General features: G+C 36.4%; 16 protein-coding genes, 1 pseudogene and 1 other annotated feature. Of the genes and pseudogenes, 3 read left to right on the top strand and 14 right to left on the bottom strand.

Going from position 1 to position 17,711, the window contains the following annotated elements; genetic code table 11:
* From LFLEISCH_RS16375 to pyrH, 4 genes and pseudogenes are all read right to left on the bottom strand, one after another.
* Positions 1-299 (bottom strand): annotated as a pseudogene (locus LFLEISCH_RS16375) (phosphatidate cytidylyltransferase); the annotation flags it as partial.
* Positions 300-313: 14 nt separating this feature from the next.
* Positions 314-1,072 carry an isoprenyl transferase gene (locus tag LFLEISCH_RS08055; protein WP_007475308.1) on the bottom strand — a complete coding sequence of 253 codons (759 nt, stop codon included), beginning with the start codon at positions 1,070-1,072 and terminating at the stop codon, positions 314-316.
* Between the two features lie 195 nt (positions 1,073-1,267).
* The gene (frr, locus tag LFLEISCH_RS08050) at positions 1,268-1,825 is read right to left on the bottom strand and encodes a ribosome recycling factor (protein WP_007475306.1); all 558 of its coding nucleotides are present in this window, start codon (positions 1,823-1,825) and stop codon (positions 1,268-1,270) included.
* Positions 1,826-2,554 (bottom strand): UMP kinase, encoded by a 729-nt coding sequence (gene pyrH, locus LFLEISCH_RS08045; protein WP_007475304.1) that lies wholly within the window; start codon positions 2,552-2,554, stop codon positions 1,826-1,828.
* Between the two features lie 214 nt (positions 2,555-2,768).
* On the opposite strand from pyrH, the gene LFLEISCH_RS08040 reads away from it, so the two are divergent.
* Positions 2,769-3,197 carry a VOC family protein gene (locus LFLEISCH_RS08040; RefSeq protein WP_007475302.1) on the top strand — a complete coding sequence of 143 codons (429 nt, stop codon included), beginning with the start codon at positions 2,769-2,771 and terminating at the stop codon, positions 3,195-3,197.
* Positions 3,198-3,402: 205 nt separating this feature from the next.
* Here LFLEISCH_RS08040 and LFLEISCH_RS08035 read toward each other — a convergent pair whose 3' ends face one another.
* From LFLEISCH_RS08035 to LFLEISCH_RS07985, 9 genes are all read right to left on the bottom strand, one after another.
* Entirely contained in the window at positions 3,403-4,023 is a 621-nt protein-coding gene (locus LFLEISCH_RS08035) for a hypothetical protein (protein ID WP_007475300.1), read from the bottom strand.
* Between the two features lie 512 nt (positions 4,024-4,535).
* Positions 4,536-4,730 (bottom strand): hypothetical protein, encoded by a 195-nt coding sequence (locus tag LFLEISCH_RS15260; RefSeq protein WP_007475297.1) that lies wholly within the window; start codon positions 4,728-4,730, stop codon positions 4,536-4,538.
* Positions 4,731-5,619: 889 nt separating this feature from the next.
* Entirely contained in the window at positions 5,620-6,507 is an 888-nt protein-coding gene (tsf, locus tag LFLEISCH_RS08020; RefSeq protein ID WP_007475293.1) for a translation elongation factor Ts, read from the bottom strand.
* Positions 6,508-6,586: 79 nt separating this feature from the next.
* Positions 6,587-7,345 carry a 30S ribosomal protein S2 gene (rpsB, locus tag LFLEISCH_RS08015; protein ID WP_007475290.1) on the bottom strand — a complete coding sequence of 253 codons (759 nt, stop codon included), beginning with the start codon at positions 7,343-7,345 and terminating at the stop codon, positions 6,587-6,589.
* 756 nt (positions 7,346-8,101) lie between these two features.
* The gene (leuS, locus tag LFLEISCH_RS08005) at positions 8,102-10,513 is read right to left on the bottom strand and encodes a leucine--tRNA ligase (RefSeq protein WP_007475286.1); all 2,412 of its coding nucleotides are present in this window, start codon (positions 10,511-10,513) and stop codon (positions 8,102-8,104) included.
* Positions 10,514-10,586: 73 nt separating this feature from the next.
* Positions 10,587-10,778, bottom strand: a binding site (T-box leader).
* 55 nt (positions 10,779-10,833) lie between these two features.
* Complete coding sequence (locus LFLEISCH_RS08000) at positions 10,834-12,027, bottom strand: hypothetical protein (RefSeq protein WP_007475284.1); 1,194 nt, start codon at positions 12,025-12,027, stop codon at positions 10,834-10,836.
* A complete protein-coding gene (locus LFLEISCH_RS07995; protein WP_007475268.1) occupies positions 12,020-12,616 on the bottom strand; it encodes an ATP-binding cassette domain-containing protein in 597 nt (198 codons plus the stop codon). Before LFLEISCH_RS07995 ends, LFLEISCH_RS08000 begins: the two co-directional genes overlap by 8 nt.
* Positions 12,617-12,637: 21 nt before the next feature.
* Positions 12,638-13,516: a hypothetical protein gene (locus tag LFLEISCH_RS07990; protein ID WP_007475266.1), complete on the bottom strand. Its 879-nt coding sequence runs from the start codon at positions 13,514-13,516 to the stop codon at positions 12,638-12,640.
* A gap of 155 nt (positions 13,517-13,671) precedes the next feature.
* Positions 13,672-15,072 (bottom strand): amino acid permease, encoded by a 1,401-nt coding sequence (locus LFLEISCH_RS07985; protein ID WP_007475264.1) that lies wholly within the window; start codon positions 15,070-15,072, stop codon positions 13,672-13,674.
* Between the two features lie 146 nt (positions 15,073-15,218).
* On the opposite strand from LFLEISCH_RS07985, the gene mnmL reads away from it, so the two are divergent.
* The gene (gene mnmL / locus LFLEISCH_RS07980) at positions 15,219-16,175 is read left to right on the top strand and encodes a tRNA modification radical SAM protein MnmL/YtqA (RefSeq protein WP_007475262.1); all 957 of its coding nucleotides are present in this window, start codon (positions 15,219-15,221) and stop codon (positions 16,173-16,175) included.
* Positions 16,172-16,732, top strand: coding sequence for a tRNA 5-(aminomethyl)-2-thiouridylate-methyltransferase MnmM (mnmM, locus tag LFLEISCH_RS07975; protein ID WP_007475260.1), 561 nt, complete (start codon positions 16,172-16,174; stop codon positions 16,730-16,732). Before mnmL ends, mnmM begins: the two co-directional genes overlap by 4 nt.
* Positions 16,733-16,763: 31 nt before the next feature.
* Here mnmM and LFLEISCH_RS07970 read toward each other — a convergent pair whose 3' ends face one another.
* Positions 16,764-17,702 carry an alpha/beta hydrolase gene (locus tag LFLEISCH_RS07970; RefSeq protein WP_007475258.1) on the bottom strand — a complete coding sequence of 313 codons (939 nt, stop codon included), beginning with the start codon at positions 17,700-17,702 and terminating at the stop codon, positions 16,764-16,766.
* Positions 17,703-17,711 lie beyond the last annotated feature (9 nt).

The raw sequence follows: 17,711 nt of genomic DNA, 5'->3' as shown, positions 1-17,711 counted from the left end.
TTGAAAATAACAGTATAAGCTAATAAAATGGCGATTCTAATAAAATAAGTTCCATTTTGGATAGTCCAATTTCATGAAAAATAGTTAAATAGCGATCTGGCATCGTCACAAGCCAAGTAAGTAGAATGGTCACTATCCCACTAATCGAAAAAACAGGATTGTTTCACCATCACTAAAATCTCATATACAGCAATTGTCGCAAGAAGTAAGCTCATTAATTCAAATGGAATTCCCCCTATGACTACAAAAGGAATAAAAACAATGAGTGCAACAATTGCTGTAATTATTCTTGTCTTCACGTAACTTGTCCTCCCTACAAACCTCCGTACCTACGTGACCGATTTTGATAATCAATCATCGCTTGAAGGAAATCTTCTTCTTTAAAGTCTGGCCAGTGCACCTCAGTAAAATAAAATTCACTATAGGCTAATTGCCAGAGCATAAAATTACTCAGCCGAAGCTCACCGCTCGTCCTAATTAATAAATCCGGATCCCCTAACCCCTGACTCATCAAATGATTATCAATATCCGCTTCTGTAATGTCTTCTGGGTCTCGTCCCTCTTCTTTTAATTCAAGGATAGCCGCTTTTGTTGCGGATAAAATTTCTGCACGCCCACCATAATTTAGTGCAAAGTTCAATACTAGACCCGTACAGTGTTTCGTTGCTTCAATAGCATCTTCAACCGATTTAAGAGTATGGGCCGGCAAATTTTCTCGGTAGCCCATGATATTTACACGAACATTTTCTTCCACAAGTTCAGGCACAAAAGTTTCAAAAAATTCGACAGGTAGTTTCATTAAAAAATCAACTTCATCTGTTGGTCTTTTCCAGTTTTCTGTAGAAAAAGCATATAATGTGAGCACTTCAATTCCTAGACTGCTCGCATACTTCGTGATTTTTTTAACGACATTCATACCTTCTTTATGCCCAGCAATCCGCGGCAAAAAACGCCGTTTCGCCCACCTTCCATTACCGTCCATAATAATGGCAACATGCTTAGGAAGTGGCACTTCTGCCGAAAGTTCGCTATCTATATAATTTTCATTTTGTCCAAATAGCTTCTTAAACATTCTTAATCCTCCAATAGAGATGCCATTTTTATGCGCATATCTATACTTATAATATCAAAAATCCCGCTATTAATGTACTAAAATTTTGATGTGGAACATGAGATTTTCATGAGAAGACTATTCATCATACAGAATAAGAAAAAGCATTCCTCCCTTCTCAGGTTAGAAGAAAAGGAATGCTTTAAACTGACTAGCTTACACTTCTAGAATTTCAGCTTCTTTGTTTTTCGCAATTTCATCAATATTTTTAATACTTGTATCTGTTAATTTTTGTACATCTTCTGTATAGCTATGCAAATCATCTTCTGTAATATCGCCAGCTTTTTCAATTTTCTTAAGTTCATCATTCGCATCACGACGAACGTTACGCACTGCTATTTTAGCTTCTTCAGCTTCTTTTTTCACTTCTTTTGCTAATTCACGACGGCGTTCTTCTGTTAATTGTGGAATCGTTAAACGCAACACGGAACCATCATTATTTGGCGTTAAGCCTAAATCAGATTTTAAAATTGCTTTTTCGATATCACCAATCACATTTTTATCAAAAGGTGTAATTAAAAGCATACGTGCTTCTGGAATGGAGATGCTTGCCATTTGGTTAAGTGGCGTCGGCGCCCCGTAGTATTCCACTTGAACACGATCTAAAATAGAAGCATTCGCGCGACCAGCGCGGATTTGACCTAAAGTACGCACTAAAGCTTGTTCTGCTTTGTCCATTTTTTCTTTTGAATTTTGCAAGACTTCTTTACTCATTTAGTTTTTCCCCCTAACAGTTGTCCCGATTTTTTCACCGAGGATGACTCGTTTAATATTATTTTCATCTTCCGCAAACGAGAATACGATAAGCGGAATATCATTATCCATGCTTAATGATGAAGCTGTCGAATCCATAACTTGGAGTCCTTCTTTAATTACATCCAAATAAGAAAGTTCATCATATTTTTTAGCGGTTTCATCGATTTTAGGATCGGCACTATAAACGCCATCCACATTATTTTTCGCCATTAAAATGACATCCGCTTCAATTTCAGCTGCACGTAAGGCTGCTGTTGTGTCAGTTGAGAAATAAGGATTCCCTGTACCACCTGCAAAGATGACTACTCGTCCTTTTTCGAGATGACGAATGGCTTTACGTCGTATGTATGGTTCAGCGATTTGACGCATATCAATTGAAGTTTGAACGCGCGTTGCCACACCTACATTTTCCAAAGAATCTTGTAAAGAAAGAGAGTTCATGACAGTCGCAAGCATACCCATATAATCCGCTGCCGCGCGGTCCATGCCCATCTCGCTTCCTAGCTTACCGCGCCAAATATTTCCGCCACCAACAACAATGGCTACTTCAACGCCTAACTCTACTACTTCTTTCACTTGTTTTGAGATTGCGTTCACAACATTTGGTTTAATGCCAAATCCATCTGTTCCCGCTAATGCTTCACCACTTAACTTTAATACTACACGTTTATATTCTGGGGTATCCATAAAAACCTCCGCTATTCATTCTTTTTCGTGATAATCAACATTCTTTATCCACCAGTATCTATTTTACTAGAAAACCTGTCATTACAAAAGCATTTTTATATAAAAATCAAAAAAATGTTTGCATCCCCTTTTTAAACAAAGAAAAAGCGTTTTATTCTCCTAATTTTCCAAAAACATGCTATAATACGATAAGCAATTAAAAGGAGGAATGATGATGGTTTGGACTGTACCTTATTTAATTTTTGATGGCACGGCAAATGACGTCTTAGAGTACTATAAAGATGTATTTGAAGCGGATAACAGCGGCGTTCAGCGTTACGGTGATATGGAAGATTTTTCTGGAAACGATTTAGCGGCTAAACGTTTAATTCACGGATGGCTAGCAAAAGACGGAGTTGATTTCCTACTCTTTTCTGATGCTCCTGAAGGCATGGCCACAGCTTCTGGCGACACAGTTACCATTGCCTTTATGTTTCAGGATGAGGCTTCTTTAAAACGTTCCTACGACAAATTACTCAGCGAAGCCAAAAGCGTCCACATGGAGCTTCAAGAAACTTTTTGGGGTGCCACTTACGCGAACTTAACAGATAAATACGGGGTTCACTGGCAACTTAATTATCAAAAAGAAACATTACCAAGGTAAATATTTTTGAAAAAAGCCTATTTGTTTTGTTAAAATTTCTAATCAAATAGGATGGGATTAAATAAAAATAAGCAAAAATCTAGTGATATCATTTCAAAAAATGAATTTGACTAGATTTTTGCTTTTTTAGAATTGCATTTTATTTAATTCTATTTCTAAATTTATTCGTTTTACATTTGTTGTAAGTTATTTAATATATATGAAACTACCACATCTGCTTAGTTTTTGAGGTCTTCTTGATAAGCTTAGTTAGTTTAGAATCCGTATAGTAGTACGAATCATATTTATAAAATTGATATCCACTAGTTCTATATTGCTTAACTCTCACATAAAGTGTTTTTGCCCCCATTGATCTAGCAGCATCAATTATGCCTACAATGCCATAAATAGGTCCTACAATTGGCATAAATGAACAGATGCCTAAAGCAATACTTCTAAGGTTCCCTTGAGTTGTAGTATTATATTTATAGGTTTGAACATATATCCATTTACTAGCACGGAGCAATGTAGGTGTGGCATTATCATCCTGCTCAACATCTGCCTCTATTTCCAATTCCCCATCAGCGTACACATTCCCCTCATTATCTATATGTATATCTTCAATTTCCCCATTCTCTAATGTAAGTGAACCATTCGACTCATCATCCATTTCTAAAGTAACAATCTCTCCAGTACTTTTGTCTTCCAATATAATTCTATTATCCCTTTGAATTAATTTCAAACTTTCTCCATCATAGATTTCATCTTCCTCGGCTTTAGCGGAAAACGGTGTTAATGTCAAAAATACAAGTGTTGTAATTATCAAAAAGCTAATATATTTTTTCATACTAAACCTCCTCCTACTTCTTTGTTGTCAAACATCTACGATATAAAACCAATTAAATATTGTACCACCTACAAATAATATTCCTGCAACCCATATAAATTGTTGATTTAAATACACATATGCTATATATAGCAATAAAATCAACACGAGGATAGTCCCGAAAAAAAGGCCAATCATTTTGTTACGCATAATTTATCTCCTCCCATTTATTTGTGATACAAGTTAATTTTATCACAAATAAAATCCTAAAAACGAAAAACTCCCTGAAATGTCCGGTTTTAGTCCTAAATAACCTATGTAAGCATAATTTTCAAGAAAATCGAATATACTTCAGAATTCACGATTTCAATAATTTTAATATTCAGTATAATTAAGTGGCAAAAAAATATTATGGATTATATGTATTCATCTAAATTTCGCAACTAAATTATACTAAAACGACTCCATGATATTCATACTCGAATATTTCAATTTCTATTCACTTTTATTTGTTGGACATATACATAAAAAGATTAGTTATAATACTTTCTAGAACGATTTAAGCACACTGACAGAATAAAAACAACCATGTACACTAATACAAAAATCATAAAGAAGTTGTAAAGTACGGAGAACCAGTGAATGGTAACACCCGTATTCCCATTAAAGAAAACTTCAATAAAACCACTTTTATTCCCGACATCGCTACTCACTGTTAGCCAGTCCACGAGCCCCCCCAAATTCATATAAATAGCTAGCGCCATTAGCACCGTCTGTAATGGCAAATGTAGGTGGAAAAATGAAAAGTGTTATTGGCATCAATAAACAACTTAGAAACAAGATGTTGATAAATTTCTGCATTTTTTCCATAAGCAATCTCCCTTAAGTTCTATTTTCTTAATGCTATCATAAAAATGAAAATAAAACCACGACAAGAATGTGATTGTTAAAACCTATAGAAATATTACAGATAGCATAGGTTAGCATGATTATTGTCATAATGGCCGTTGATTTCTTTATTTTATACACTAAACCATTTTCTTTCTTTTGTTATTTCCCCTTTTTCCTTACCTGCCACCTAGTACTAAGAAGGAGAAGCATAGTTAATATTATAGTCGTATACAGACCTGATCCAATAAAATCTCCATTTATTATAAATTCTATGCTAATTCCTATAAAGCTACCGATAATAACCGAGATAATAACAGTCCAATAGGGATGATACTTAGTAAAATTCAACCACTTTTTATACATCTATTCTCTCACCTCTGCTTCGTAGTATATTTCTTCCTGCATTATCATAGCCCCTTTCAAAATAAAAACCTATTCATCCATTTTTGTTTTTGTCCCACAATTTCGCCACAGACTGACCTGATTTTGACTTAGCGCATCTTCACTGCTCTCTTTTTTAACAGACAAAATAACTATAGTATAAAAATAAATATGTAAACGAAAAACATCCTGAAATGTCCCTTTTTAGTCCTAAATAACAAATGTAAGCGTAATTTTCTAAAAAATAGAATGCCATATAGAATTTTAAAATGAAAAAGCCTTATAAAATCTATATAAAAACCCGCTACTCTCTATGAATAACGGGTTTTTTCAAATCATTTATAATTAATCTTTTTTCACTTGATTCATAACTTCTTCTACAAAGTTATCTTCTTTTTTCTCTAAGCCTTCGCCGACTTCAAAGCGTACGAATGATGCTACTGTTGCACCGTTTTGTTTCACGTATTCGCCAACTGTAATGTCAGGGTTTTTAACAAAAGGTTGATCTAATAAGGAAATTTCACTCAACCATTTAGTTAAGCGGCCTTCTACCATTTTTTCAACGATTTTTTCAGGTTTTCCTTCGTTTAAAGCTTGTTGTGTTAAAATTTCTTTTTCGTGCGCGATTTCAGCTGCATCAACATCATCACGAGAAATATACTTCGGATTAATAGCCGCAATGTGCATCGCAACATCTTTTGCTACTTCTTCTTTATCTGTACCTTCAAGTAAAGTTAAAACGCCGATACGTCCGCCCATGTGGATGTATTCACCAAATGCATGGTCATCCGCTTTTTCTTTAATTTCAAAACGGCGAAGAGAAATTTTCTCACCGATTTTTGTAATTTGTTCAGTAATATAATCTTGAACCGTTACGCCGCTTTCAATTTCAGTTTTTAAAGCTTCATCTAAATTATCAGGTTTAACAGCTAATAAATGATTCGCTAACTTATCTACTAATTGGATAAAGTTGTCGTTTTTAGCAACAAAGTCAGTTTCAGCATTAACTTCTAAAACAACAGCGTGTTTGCCGTTACTTACAACATGTGTCATACCTTCAGAAGCAATACGATCACCTTTCTTCGCAGCTTTTGCAATACCTTTTTCACGAAGATAGTCGATTGCTTTATCCATATCGCCATCAGTTTCTACTAACGCTTTTTTACAATCCATCATACCTGCGCCAGTTTTTTCACGTAATTCTTTTACCATTTGTGCTGTAATGTTTGCCATTTTATTTCCCTCCAATAATTAGCTTTTAAAAAAGGTGATAAGTAAAATCTCTTATCACCTCAGGTTGCTTCATCAAAAATTAAGCTTCAGTGGATTCTTCCGCTGCTACTTCCTCAGTAGATTGTACTTCTTCTGCAGGAGCTTCAACGTTTTCTTCGCCTTGGTTAACTTCGATGATTGCATCAGCCATTCTAGCTGTTAATAGTTTAACCGCACGAATAGCATCATCGTTTGCAGGGATTACATAATCAATTTCATCAGGATCACAGTTTGTATCTACAATACCAATGATAGGAATATTTAATTTACGAGCTTCAGCTACTGCGATACGCTCTTTACGAGGGTCAACGATGAACATTGCATCAGGAAGACCTTTCATATCTTTAATACCGCCTAAGAAGCGCTCTAATTTTTCTTTTTCTTTTTTAAGAAGGACAACTTCTTTCTTAGGTAAAACTTCGAAAGTGCCATCTTCTTCCATTTTTTCGATTTTCTTAAGGTGTTTGATACGTTTTTGAATAGTTTCAAAGTTCGTAAGTGTTCCACCTAACCAACGATGGTTAACAAAGTATTGACCAGAACGTTCCGCTTCTTCTTTAACAGAATCTTGCGCTTGTTTTTTAGTCCCAACAAAAAGGATTGTACCTCCGTCAGCAGCTACTTCACGCATGAAGTTGAAAGCTTCGTCTACTTTTTTAACCGTTTTTTGTAAATCGATAATGTAAATTCCGTTACGCTCCGTGAAGATATATTTCTTCATTTTTGGGTTCCAACGGCGTGTTTGGTGTCCGAAATGTACACCAGCTTCTAGCAATTGTTTCATTGAAATAACAGGCATGTTATTCCCTCCTATGGTTTTATTTTTGCGACAAGTCGCCCTCCGTAATCGATCAACCAACTGACAGACTTGAAAAATCAAGCACCCTCTCATTTGTCCCGATACGTGTGTGATTTAACACTATTAGTAAATATACCATAAATCAAGGGAGATAGTCAATATATCTTCCTTTTCTCTTGCACTCGTCATCCACTTTACTAACAATTCTAGTTATAAGGCAAAGTTGCAATGTTTTCTGCCCCTTCACCCATCCTACGCGTCTTAGAAAATGTAAACAAAAAGTTTATAGCTTTCCTATAAAAAACGCTCTTTCCTTTTTAAAAAAGAGCTTACTCGGTTTTTTTCGACAATTTTATCATGCTATAGTCAATTTAATAACCTTTCATAGTAAAGCACTTGAACCGGCCTTACAGTCAAAACGCTTATCGAAAGAAGGTTATTGTAGATGAATGAAACAAACAAGCAATGCGCATATCAACTGTTGATGTATTTAGACAAAGGAAGTAAAATCACTATTTCTAATTCAAAGATACCTCGTGTATTAAACCTCTATCCCTATGAGGCAATAAAAAGTATTTTAACCACATTTGTTCATTATAAATTCGTTTTGGAATCATTTTCAACAAATGAAGCAAGTACTTATTATTTAACTAAAAGAGGCAATCAACTCATAAACAAACTAAATAGATAAAAGAACAAACACAAATTCGTGAGGCCGGATTATACAATTAAAAAAAGAGGGGGTAGCCCCTCTTTTTAATTCGCTACAATATTAACAAGTTTTCCAGGAACCGCAATCACTTTACGAATTGTTTTTCCTACTAATTCTGCTTGGATACGCTCATTTTGCTTAGCGAACTCCTCTAATTCTTCTTTTGGCATAGTTTTTGCAACAATGGCCTTTGCCTTCACTTTCCCATTCACTTGGATAACAATTTCTACTTCATCTTCTACTAATTTAGTTTCATCAAATGTAGGCCATGATTCGTAGGCAATCGATTCCGTATGTCCGAGAATAGACCATAATTCTTCCCCAAGATGTGGTGCAATTGGCGCAAGTAGCTTAACAAAACCTTCCGCATATTCTTTTGGTACTGCATCAGCTTTATAGGCTTCATTTACAAAAATCATTAATGCCGAAATTCCAGTATTAAAACGTAGATTTTCGTAATCGTTTGTTATATTTTTGACCATTTGATGGTACGCTTTTTCAAGTTTCCCATCATTTTCTGTTGTTATTTTACTTTGCAAATCGCCATCTTCTGCAACAAAAAGTCGATACACCCGATCAAGGAACTTACGCGCACCCTCAAGTCCGTTTTCACTCCAAGCAATAGAAGCTTCTAGAGGCCCCATAAACATTTCATAAAGACGAAGTGTGTCCGCACCGTATTTCTCGACTACTTCATCAGGATTAACCACATTTCCGCGAGATTTCGACATTTTTTCATTATTCCCGCCTAAAATCATTCCTTGGTTAAACAGCTTTTGGAAAGGCTCTTTTGTTGGAACAACCCCAATATCATATAAGAATTTATGCCAGAAACGTGCATAAAGCAAGTGAAGAACGGCATGTTCCGCACCACCAATATACACATCCACAGGTAACCAAGCTTTTAATTTTTCAGGATCGGCAATTTTATCCGCATTTTTAGGATCAATATAACGTAAGAAATACCAGCTAGAGCCCGCCCACTGCGGCATCGTATTCGTTTCTCGGCGTCCTTTCCGACCGGATTCATCGACCACATTAACCCAATCTGTCAAATTAGCAAGTGGAGATTCGCCTGTTCCAGATGGCTTGATTTCAGTAGCTTTTGGAAGTAAAAGCGGCAACTCATTTTCAGGGACAAGTGTTGTTTCCCCGTCCTCCCAGTGAATAACCGGAATCGGTTCGCCCCAATAACGTTGACGACTAAAAAGCCAATCACGCAAACGATAGGTCGTTTTACGGCTACCTGCTCCCTCATTTTCAAGCCAGTCGCACATTTTAGTAATCGCATCCGCTTGATTTAAACCATTCAAAAAGTCAGAATTAACATGCTCCCCGTCACCGCTGTATGCAGCCTCGGAAACTTGACCACCTTTTACAACTTCCACAATCGGTAAATCAAATCTTTTCGCAAATTCATGATCACGCTCATCATGCCCCGGTACAGCCATAACAGCACCCGTACCATATTGAATTAAAACGTAATCCGCAATCCAAATCGGCATTTTAAGACCATTAACAGGATTAATGGCGTAAGCCCCTGTGAACACACCCGTTTTTTCTTTGGCTAAATCCGTACGTTCTAGTTCACTTTTTAATTCCACTTTTTTCTGATACGCAAGAACAGCATCCTTTTGTTCAGCTGTCGTAATTTGATCAACTAAATCGTGTTCAGGTGCTAAAACCGCATAAGTCGAACCAAATAGCGTATCAGGGCGGGTAGTAAACACTCCAAAAGAGAAATCTGTATCTAAAATATCAAATTTAACTTCGGCCCCAACTGATTTCCCAATCCAATTTCGTTGCATATCTTTAATATTTTCAGGCCAATCTACTAATTCCAAATCATCTAACAAACGATCTGCATAGGCGGTAATTTTAAGCATCCATTGACGCATTGGTTTCCGAAAAACAGGATAGCCCCCGCGCTCGCTTTTCCCGTCAATCACTTCTTCATTAGCGAGAACAGTTCCAAGCGCCGGACACCAGTTAACAGCCACTTCCGCTTCATAAGCAAGCCCTTTTTCATATAATTTTTCAAAAATCCATTGTGTCCACTTATAATAATCTGGATCCGTTGTATTAATTTCACGATCCCAATCATAAGAAAAACCAAGTGATTTAATTTGACGTGTGAAATTTTCAATATTATGTGCCGTAAATAGAGCAGGGTCATTCCCTGTGTCAATCGCATACTGCTCTGCCGGTAACCCAAAAGCATCCCACCCCATCGGATGAAGCACGTTATACCCCTGTGCCCGTTTCATACGGGATAAAATATCGGTCGCAGTATATCCCTCTGGATGACCAACATGAAGTCCTGCGCCTGACGGATATGGAAACATATCGAGTGCATAAAAATTTTCTTTTTCAGCATCTTCCGTTGTACGGAATGTTTTTTTCTCATCCCAATACTTTTGCCATTTTGGTTCAACTACTTTATGATTAAAACTCATATTTTCTCCCTCTCTTTACCTGTTTTTTAAGATGCACAAAATAAAAAGCCTTCCGCCCCGATAGCATAAACTGCTATGGGACGAAAGACGCTGCTTCCGCGGTACCACCCAAATTAGTGACATTCACTCAACTTTAACATCCTTAACGCGGAGAACGTGCGATTATTTGTAAAGGCAAGTTCGTCCGTTCTTTTGTTCAGCTTGCACCAACCGCTGACTCTCTAATCAAAAGAAAATAGAGTACTACTCCTTTTATCACATCTCAATTTGAAGTTAGCTTCATTGTAGCTGATTTTTATATTTTTGGCAAGACTCCCCTTTTAATCAAATTCTCTATCCTTCTTCATAAGTGTAAGCAAGTTTGTTTTAACCAATTTGTTAATCTTCAAAAAATAGACAATCATCAAAATCAATCCATATAACAATATATCCGCTACGATAATGCTTGGTACAATATAGTAAGGAACTTCAAAAAGCGGCAATAGGGCTAATGTTATAAAAATGATAGAACTTATTAGTAAACCTAATCCATAATTACGACCAATAATGTTTATATAAATATATGAAATGTCGTTATTTTGATAGTTGTTTAACTTCAAGATGGCTATTTCTTTTTTATTCGCATTTAAAAAATGAAAGGTTAGAAAAATGATACTAATAATAGAAGCTAGCAAAATGATACTTCCTAAACCAACTACTAATATCTCTCCTGTTCTTAAATTAGCTGTAAAGTTAGCAAAATGACTAAATGCGTAACTAGTGTCATACCCCCACTTTTTCAAAACAGCTCCCATTTGATCAACATCCGTCGCCTCATTTACATAAACAATAATTTTCTCCAAATTTTGTTCTTTATCATAAGCTAAATCATTCTCGCTTTTTGCGTATATCACGTTTAATAATTTATCAAATTCATTCAAGTTGACATATGAACGATGGAAGGGCGTGGAATTAATGAACAGCGCATTGTCAGGCTTTACGCCTTGAAGGACTTTGTAATTTATGGTTCGAGACTCATCAGAACTTACGCCACCATTTTTTTCTTCAATCACTGGTACTTTTAGAGGGAGTGTTGAACTTTCCAATTTTTCAACAGCCATGGTTCCATTTTTCAAATCTATGTGATCACCAATTAAAAAATCTATTCTTTTATCTATGCCTGTTACAAAAACAGTCTGCTTATCATAAGGAACTTCTATTCCTATTTTCAGACTATAAACCGGGTAGGCCATCCCTTTTTCTTTCAAATCCTCCTCTTTTAAATTTTCATTTATTCTTTCTATATCATCACTTTCGACTTCTCTATTCATGTTTTCTTGCGTCTTACTCAAAATTTCAATCACTTTCACATTGTTGTTATTCAAATAATCTTGATTAATCTGAAAGTATTGATTGACTAAATATAATAATATACAATTCACAATCAAAATAGAAAAGATGAAAATAATTCGTGATAATTGTAGGGATTGATAAGTTTTCTTTCTAAACAAACGCACAACTAATTTTCTATTCATTTACCTGCCCATCCTTCATGATGATTACTTGATCTGCGAAGCATTTAATTTCATTATCATGGCTAGCAATAATAACTAATTTTTCTTGAGATAATGATTTAAGATATTTCATAATGACCATCTTGTTATGCGCATCAAGCTCGGAAGTTGGTTCGTCTAAAAGTAGCAACTGGAAGTCCCCAAGCAGCGTTCGTGCAAATGCCACTCGTTGTTTTTCTCCGCCTGATATCACCGAAATCCGCTCATCTAAAAGGCTTTCAATACCTAATAACACGCATAAGTTTAACATTTCACATTCAAAGTGCCCCTCAGGCACTGTTGTTGCATTTAACTTAATCAGTAAATTTTCTTTTACGGTTAAATTATGAAAAAGCATGTCAGTTTGCATCATATAAGTAACAGTGTAATCATCCATTATCACTTCACCATCATCTGGTTTATCTAATGAAGCTAACAAATTCAATATTGTTGTTTTTCCACTGCCACTTTTGCCATATAAAATACACAAGCCATGATGTGGCAACTCAAATGATACATTTTCTAATCCGGCAGCACGAAACTTTTTTTTAACATCTATTAATTTTATCATTTTCGTGTTCCTCCACCTAGTTCATAAATATTGTCGATTGTAAAAAAAATTTATTTTTTTATTATCTTCTTGATAGCCTAAGAAATCGTTATGCTGAAGCAAAGTACGATTTGTTACTATGTCCTCTACTGTAAATGACCCGTTGGCCATAACTTGCAAAATATATTTATCTGCAATAACTTTTGCTGATACAGTTCCTTCATCTAATTTTTTTATTCGTTTTGCACCACTATACAAGTCATCCTTTTTAATATAAACAATCTCGTCTTTATAAAAGCTAAGATCACTCTCACCTACATCCGTTGCAATTAAATCAAATTCAGATAGCATTTGGTTAGTTTTATAAAGGTTTGCCATATCATTCTCATTCACAAGTACATAAACATCCCCACTTGATGATGAAATGCCTGAAAAAACATTTTTCGCTTTATTGCTTAATTTTAAATTCATTTTTTTAATTTTTCCATACCTATCTATCTCCAATAAATCAACAAGTTCACTTGTATGATTGGAATATGTAACAACCATTATTAGATACTCATCGCCTATTTTGGCCAAAGGAAAAAGAGCCTCTTCATCATCTTTTAAATGATAGACACTCTTATAATCATTATCCGACTTTTCTAGAATTTCAAAATCATTTGTTCCTGAATTCCCTGATGTTATGTATTCATCCGAATCTGCAAATGTATATTGAAATTGATTACTACGTGTATCCCAAGGTTCTATAGCTGATTTTGCGGACATATCAAATTTAACTAACTTAGCACCATCATAAATGAGATTAGTTTGACTATTCACCTCATTTTGATAGCTTCCTACATTATTCTGTTTTTTAGAACAAGCAGAAATGATTAATACAATACATAGAAGTGTGAAAAAAAACATTTTTTTTAGCATTTTATGTTCCTCCAGAAGATGTTCAAATGTTGGGACATTCATTCTACAGAAACGAAGTCCGTTTTCACGATTTAAGTATTTAGTCCTACATTTTCATCCTACTATAAAAAAGAGATTTAATCAATTTACAAATATATTTTAATGCCCTTCCCCAACTATTTGTTTAACCCTCGTTTCATTAATGGATAAAGGATAAAACCAAGTAAAAACAGCCCTAAACTTAGGCCGAACACGATTAAATTTTCTGTGCCGCTTTTAATAATCCATGCACTATAAATAAGCGCGAGTAGTGCAATAATCCCATCCATAATACGTTTTGCACGCGAAGAATGTTCGTAGCCGAGTCCCGTTAATGCTAGTTTCATTTGGAAAATAGGTGAAATAAAATACTGCACCAGAAAGGCAAGTGTTGAAACTTTTACGACAAAATCGTAGGCGACAGCAATGCTACCTGATAGCGTAGATAAAATGAATAACTGTGACGCTACACAAGTTAGAACGAGCGCTCGAACTGGCGTACCATTTTGATTCACTTTTTTTAAATAAGGAAGGAAAAGTCCATTTTTTGCAGCCTGATGAGGGGCTTCGGAACTTAGCATAATCCAACCAATTGTTGAGCCGAATAGGCAAATAAGTGCTAGAACGGCCATGATGGCTGAACCGCCACTTCCAATTACGGAATTGAGCGCGTCAGCAAGTGGGCTTGCGCTTCCAAGTAACTGTTCTTTTGGAATAAGTCCTAGTGTTAAAACGGATATAGAAATGTATAATAAAACGGAAATGGCAAGCCCCGAAATCGTAGCCGCCTGAATAGTACGGCCAGACTTAGCACGGCCGGCAAACATCATCGCCGATTCGATTCCAATAAACGCCCAAAGTGTTACAATAGCCGCTTTATTTACCTGCGACAATAAGCCATTTTTCAGTCCGTCCGCGTCATAAACAGGGTGGTAAAACGCGCCCATTTTAGCAGATTGAAAGGCAAATACGGCGATAATGATGAATAAAAAGAAGCCGACGACTTTCGCGATAGTGGCAATTAAATTGATTTTTCCTGCTGCACTTACGCCGCGTGAAATGATGAAGGCAACGCCCCAAAGCAAGAGCGAACATACAAAAAAAGTGATAAGCTGCCCTTCTGCTAGCTTATAGCCTCCGATTTGCACCAAAGTATCAGTACTGTTTAATATTGGAAAAAAAACAGATAAATAACCGGCAAATGATGTGATAATCGACACGTTCCCTGCCCAGTTCGCTACCCAGTAACTCCAAACAGCGATAAAACCGGCCATCTGTTTCGCATTTTGATTTTTAAATAAAGCATAAGCATGACTTTGTGCCCCACTAGTTAAATCTGGTCTTCTGACTGCCAAATTTCCAAAAACAAGCGCAATCATAAGAACGCCAAGTCCCGTTATGGACCATGCTAGTAAAATAGCAAGTGGACTAGCCACCTCCGCCATTTGACGCGGGAGCATAAAAATTCCCGAACCAATCATATTTCCGATAACAAGGGCTGTTAAAATAAAAAAGCCCATTTTCTTTTTCTGTGACATCGTATAAACTTCCTTTTCATTTTAATGTATTAGCACTTTACTAAGAGAAAGTAAAATAAATATAACAAACTTTGTTTTCCTCGTCAACCTAAAGCGTTTATTTTGTGGTAAACTAAACACATTGAACATAAAGGAGTAGAAGTATTGTGACAGAAGTAAATCCCTTTCCTTATAGCCTAGATAATAAGCGTTATCACACATGGAATTATTGTCTTCGTAAACAATTTGGTATGAAAATTTTTAAAGTAGCATTAGATGGCGGATTTGACTGCCCTAACCGTGATGGCACTGTGGCCCGTGGTGGTTGTACATTTTGTAGTGCAGCTGGTTCAGGCGATTTCGCTGGCGATCGCCAATTTGATTTAAAAACCCAATTTGATGATATACGAAATAAAATGCACCATAAATGGAAAGACGGTAAATATATCGCATTTTTCCAAGCTTTTACAAACACCCACGCCCCCGTCTCTGTTTTACGCGAAAAATATGAAACGGTGATGAATGAAGAGGGTGTCGTTGGGCTTTCAATTGCTACGCGACCTGATTGTTTACCTGATGATGTCGTAGATTATTTAGCTGAGCTAAATGAGCGTACTTATTTGTGGGTAGAACTTGGTCTTCAGTCCGCGCATGATGAAACCGGAAAATTGATTAATCGGGCACACGATTATGATATGTATCTAGAAGGGGTAGAAAAATTACATGCAAGAGGGATTCGGGTTTGCACGCACATCATTAATGGCCTTCCTAAAGAGACCCCTGATATGATGCTTGAAACCGCACGAAAAGTCGCAGAGAGTGGTGTTGAAGGAATTAAAATCCACCTCCTCCACCTTTTAAAAGGGACTCCAATGGTAGAGGACTATAAGCGTGGCGACCTAGAGTTTATGACGCAAGAAGACTATATTAATCTCGTTTGTGACCAACTTGAGCTTTTACCAAAAGAAATGGTGATTCACCGGATTACAGGAGACGGCGGGGCGAGCGATTTAATCGGCCCAATGTGGAGCTTAAATAAGTTCGAGGTGTTAAACGCGATTGACCGCGAACTCGTTTGGCGTGATAGCTACCAAGGCAAATATTTTTCGGGGGTAAAAGCATGAATTTAGATGGTATTCTTCCCTTTAGTCATCGCTTACTAAAAAAGATTGTTTTCGCAGGAGATGTGGTGCTAGACGCCACTTGCGGAAACGGTCATGACACACTCTTCCTTTCCAATTTAGTTGGCCCAAACGGTACAGTTTACGCGTTTGATATTCAAGAGGAAGCAATCGAACATACATCCGCGCGACTTATAGAAAATAATAGCTTGAATCAAGTGAAACTATTTAAAAAAAGTCATGCAGAAATCAATCGTTACGTTCTAGAACCCATTAAAGCGGCCATCTATAATCTTGGTTACCTGCCTGGTGGGGATAAATCAATAACCACTAGAAGCGATTCTACAATTGAAAGTATTACGCAGGTTTTGGAAAAACTCGTGCCACAAGGTATCGTCATTTTGGTCATCTACCATGGTCATGATGCCGGAAAAGCCGAAAAGAGTGCCGTTTTAAAATACGCAGAATCTTTGCCACAAAAAGATTTCCACGTTCTTCGGTATGGTTTTATCAACCAACAAAATAATCCGCCGTTTGTTGTGGCCATTGAAAAAAGATAGAGAGCAGGTGTTTCCTGCTCTCTATCTTTTTTTATTTATTCATCCATGCAATAGCAATATCCATTGCAGCACGGCAAGCTTTAGTTTGATCGAGTACATTTAACATCACGAAATCATGAATCATGCCTTGGAAACGAATAGCTGTTACATCAACGCCAGCTGCACGAAGATGTCTCGCATATTCCTCCCCTTCATCGCGAAGAACATCTGCTTCCCCGTTTAAAATTAATGCTTTAGGAAGCCCCGTTAAATCCTCTTTTGTTGCAAGTAAAGGGGATGCGGTAATTTCTTTACGTTCATTCGGATCGGTCGTATATTGATCCCAGAACCACTTCATCCCTTCTTTATATAAGTAATAGCCTTCCGCAAACTCATTATATGAACCTGTATCAAAACTAGCATTCGTTACAGGATAGAACAATAATTGTTTTTGAATTTTTGGTCCTTGACGTTTCTTCGCCATAATCGTCATTACCGTTGCCATGTTCCCACCAACGCTATCACCAGCAACCGAAATGTTAGTTGGATCAAATTGGTGTTTTTTAGAAACACTTTCTAGCTGTTTTAAAACCTCATAATTTTGTTCAATGGCAGTTGGATATTTTGCTTCTGGGGATAAAGAATATTCAGGTGCAATAACAACAGAATTCGTACGAACAGCAAGCTCACGAATTAGTTTATCATGCGTGTGTTCACTTCCAAATACCCAACCAGCGCCGTGAATATATAAAATAACGGGTAAAGTCGCGTTAATTTTTTCAGGTTTAATAATATGGACGTTAATTTTGCCCCATTCGCCAGTATCCCATGTTTCGATTTCTTTTTGTACAGGATATTTAAAAACCTCGCTTGATTGAAGTTCTTCGACAATTTGACGTCCTTTTTCAGGTGCCATCTCAAATAAAAATGGTGGTTTTGAATTGTCCTCGCTAAATTGTAATGCTTCTTTTTCTAATGAAATTCTTTTCATCGTCCATCC

It is taken from the genome of Listeria fleischmannii subsp. fleischmannii LU2006-1 (genome assembly GCF_000344175.1).
In the GTDB taxonomy this organism is placed as follows: Bacteria; Bacillota; Bacilli; order Lactobacillales; family Listeriaceae; genus Listeria; species Listeria fleischmannii.
This window is presented reverse-complemented; position numbering and strand designations above follow the sequence as displayed.

Bases quoted from the DNA above. Each gene is read 5' to 3' on its own strand.
- LFLEISCH_RS08055 (WP_007475308.1), bottom strand. From the start codon at position 1,072: ATGTTTAAGAAGCTATTTGGACAAAATGAAAATTATATAGATAGCGAA.
- frr (WP_007475306.1), bottom strand. From the start codon at position 1,825: ATGAGTAAAGAAGTCTTGCAAAATTCAAAAGAAAAAATGGACAAAGCA.
- pyrH (WP_007475304.1), bottom strand. From the start codon at position 2,554: ATGGATACCCCAGAATATAAACGTGTAGTATTAAAGTTAAGTGGTGAA.
- LFLEISCH_RS08040 (WP_007475302.1), top strand. From the start codon at position 2,769: ATGGTTTGGACTGTACCTTATTTAATTTTTGATGGCACGGCAAATGAC.
- LFLEISCH_RS08035 (WP_007475300.1), bottom strand. From the start codon at position 4,023: ATGAAAAAATATATTAGCTTTTTGATAATTACAACACTTGTATTTTTG.
- tsf (WP_007475293.1), bottom strand. From the start codon at position 6,507: ATGGCAAACATTACAGCACAAATGGTAAAAGAATTACGTGAAAAAACT.
- rpsB (WP_007475290.1), bottom strand. From the start codon at position 7,345: ATGCCTGTTATTTCAATGAAACAATTGCTAGAAGCTGGTGTACATTTC.
- leuS (WP_007475286.1), bottom strand. From the start codon at position 10,513: ATGAGTTTTAATCATAAAGTAGTTGAACCAAAATGGCAAAAGTATTGG.
- LFLEISCH_RS08000 (WP_007475284.1), bottom strand. From the start codon at position 12,027: ATGAATAGAAAATTAGTTGTGCGTTTGTTTAGAAAGAAAACTTATCAA.
- LFLEISCH_RS07995 (WP_007475268.1), bottom strand. From the start codon at position 12,616: ATGATAAAATTAATAGATGTTAAAAAAAAGTTTCGTGCTGCCGGATTA.
- LFLEISCH_RS07990 (WP_007475266.1), bottom strand. From the start codon at position 13,516: ATGCTAAAAAAAATGTTTTTTTTCACACTTCTATGTATTGTATTAATC.
- LFLEISCH_RS07985 (WP_007475264.1), bottom strand. From the start codon at position 15,072: ATGTCACAGAAAAAGAAAATGGGCTTTTTTATTTTAACAGCCCTTGTT.
- mnmM (WP_007475260.1), top strand. From the start codon at position 16,172: ATGAATTTAGATGGTATTCTTCCCTTTAGTCATCGCTTACTAAAAAAG.
- LFLEISCH_RS07970 (WP_007475258.1), bottom strand. From the start codon at position 17,702: ATGAAAAGAATTTCATTAGAAAAAGAAGCATTACAATTTAGCGAGGAC.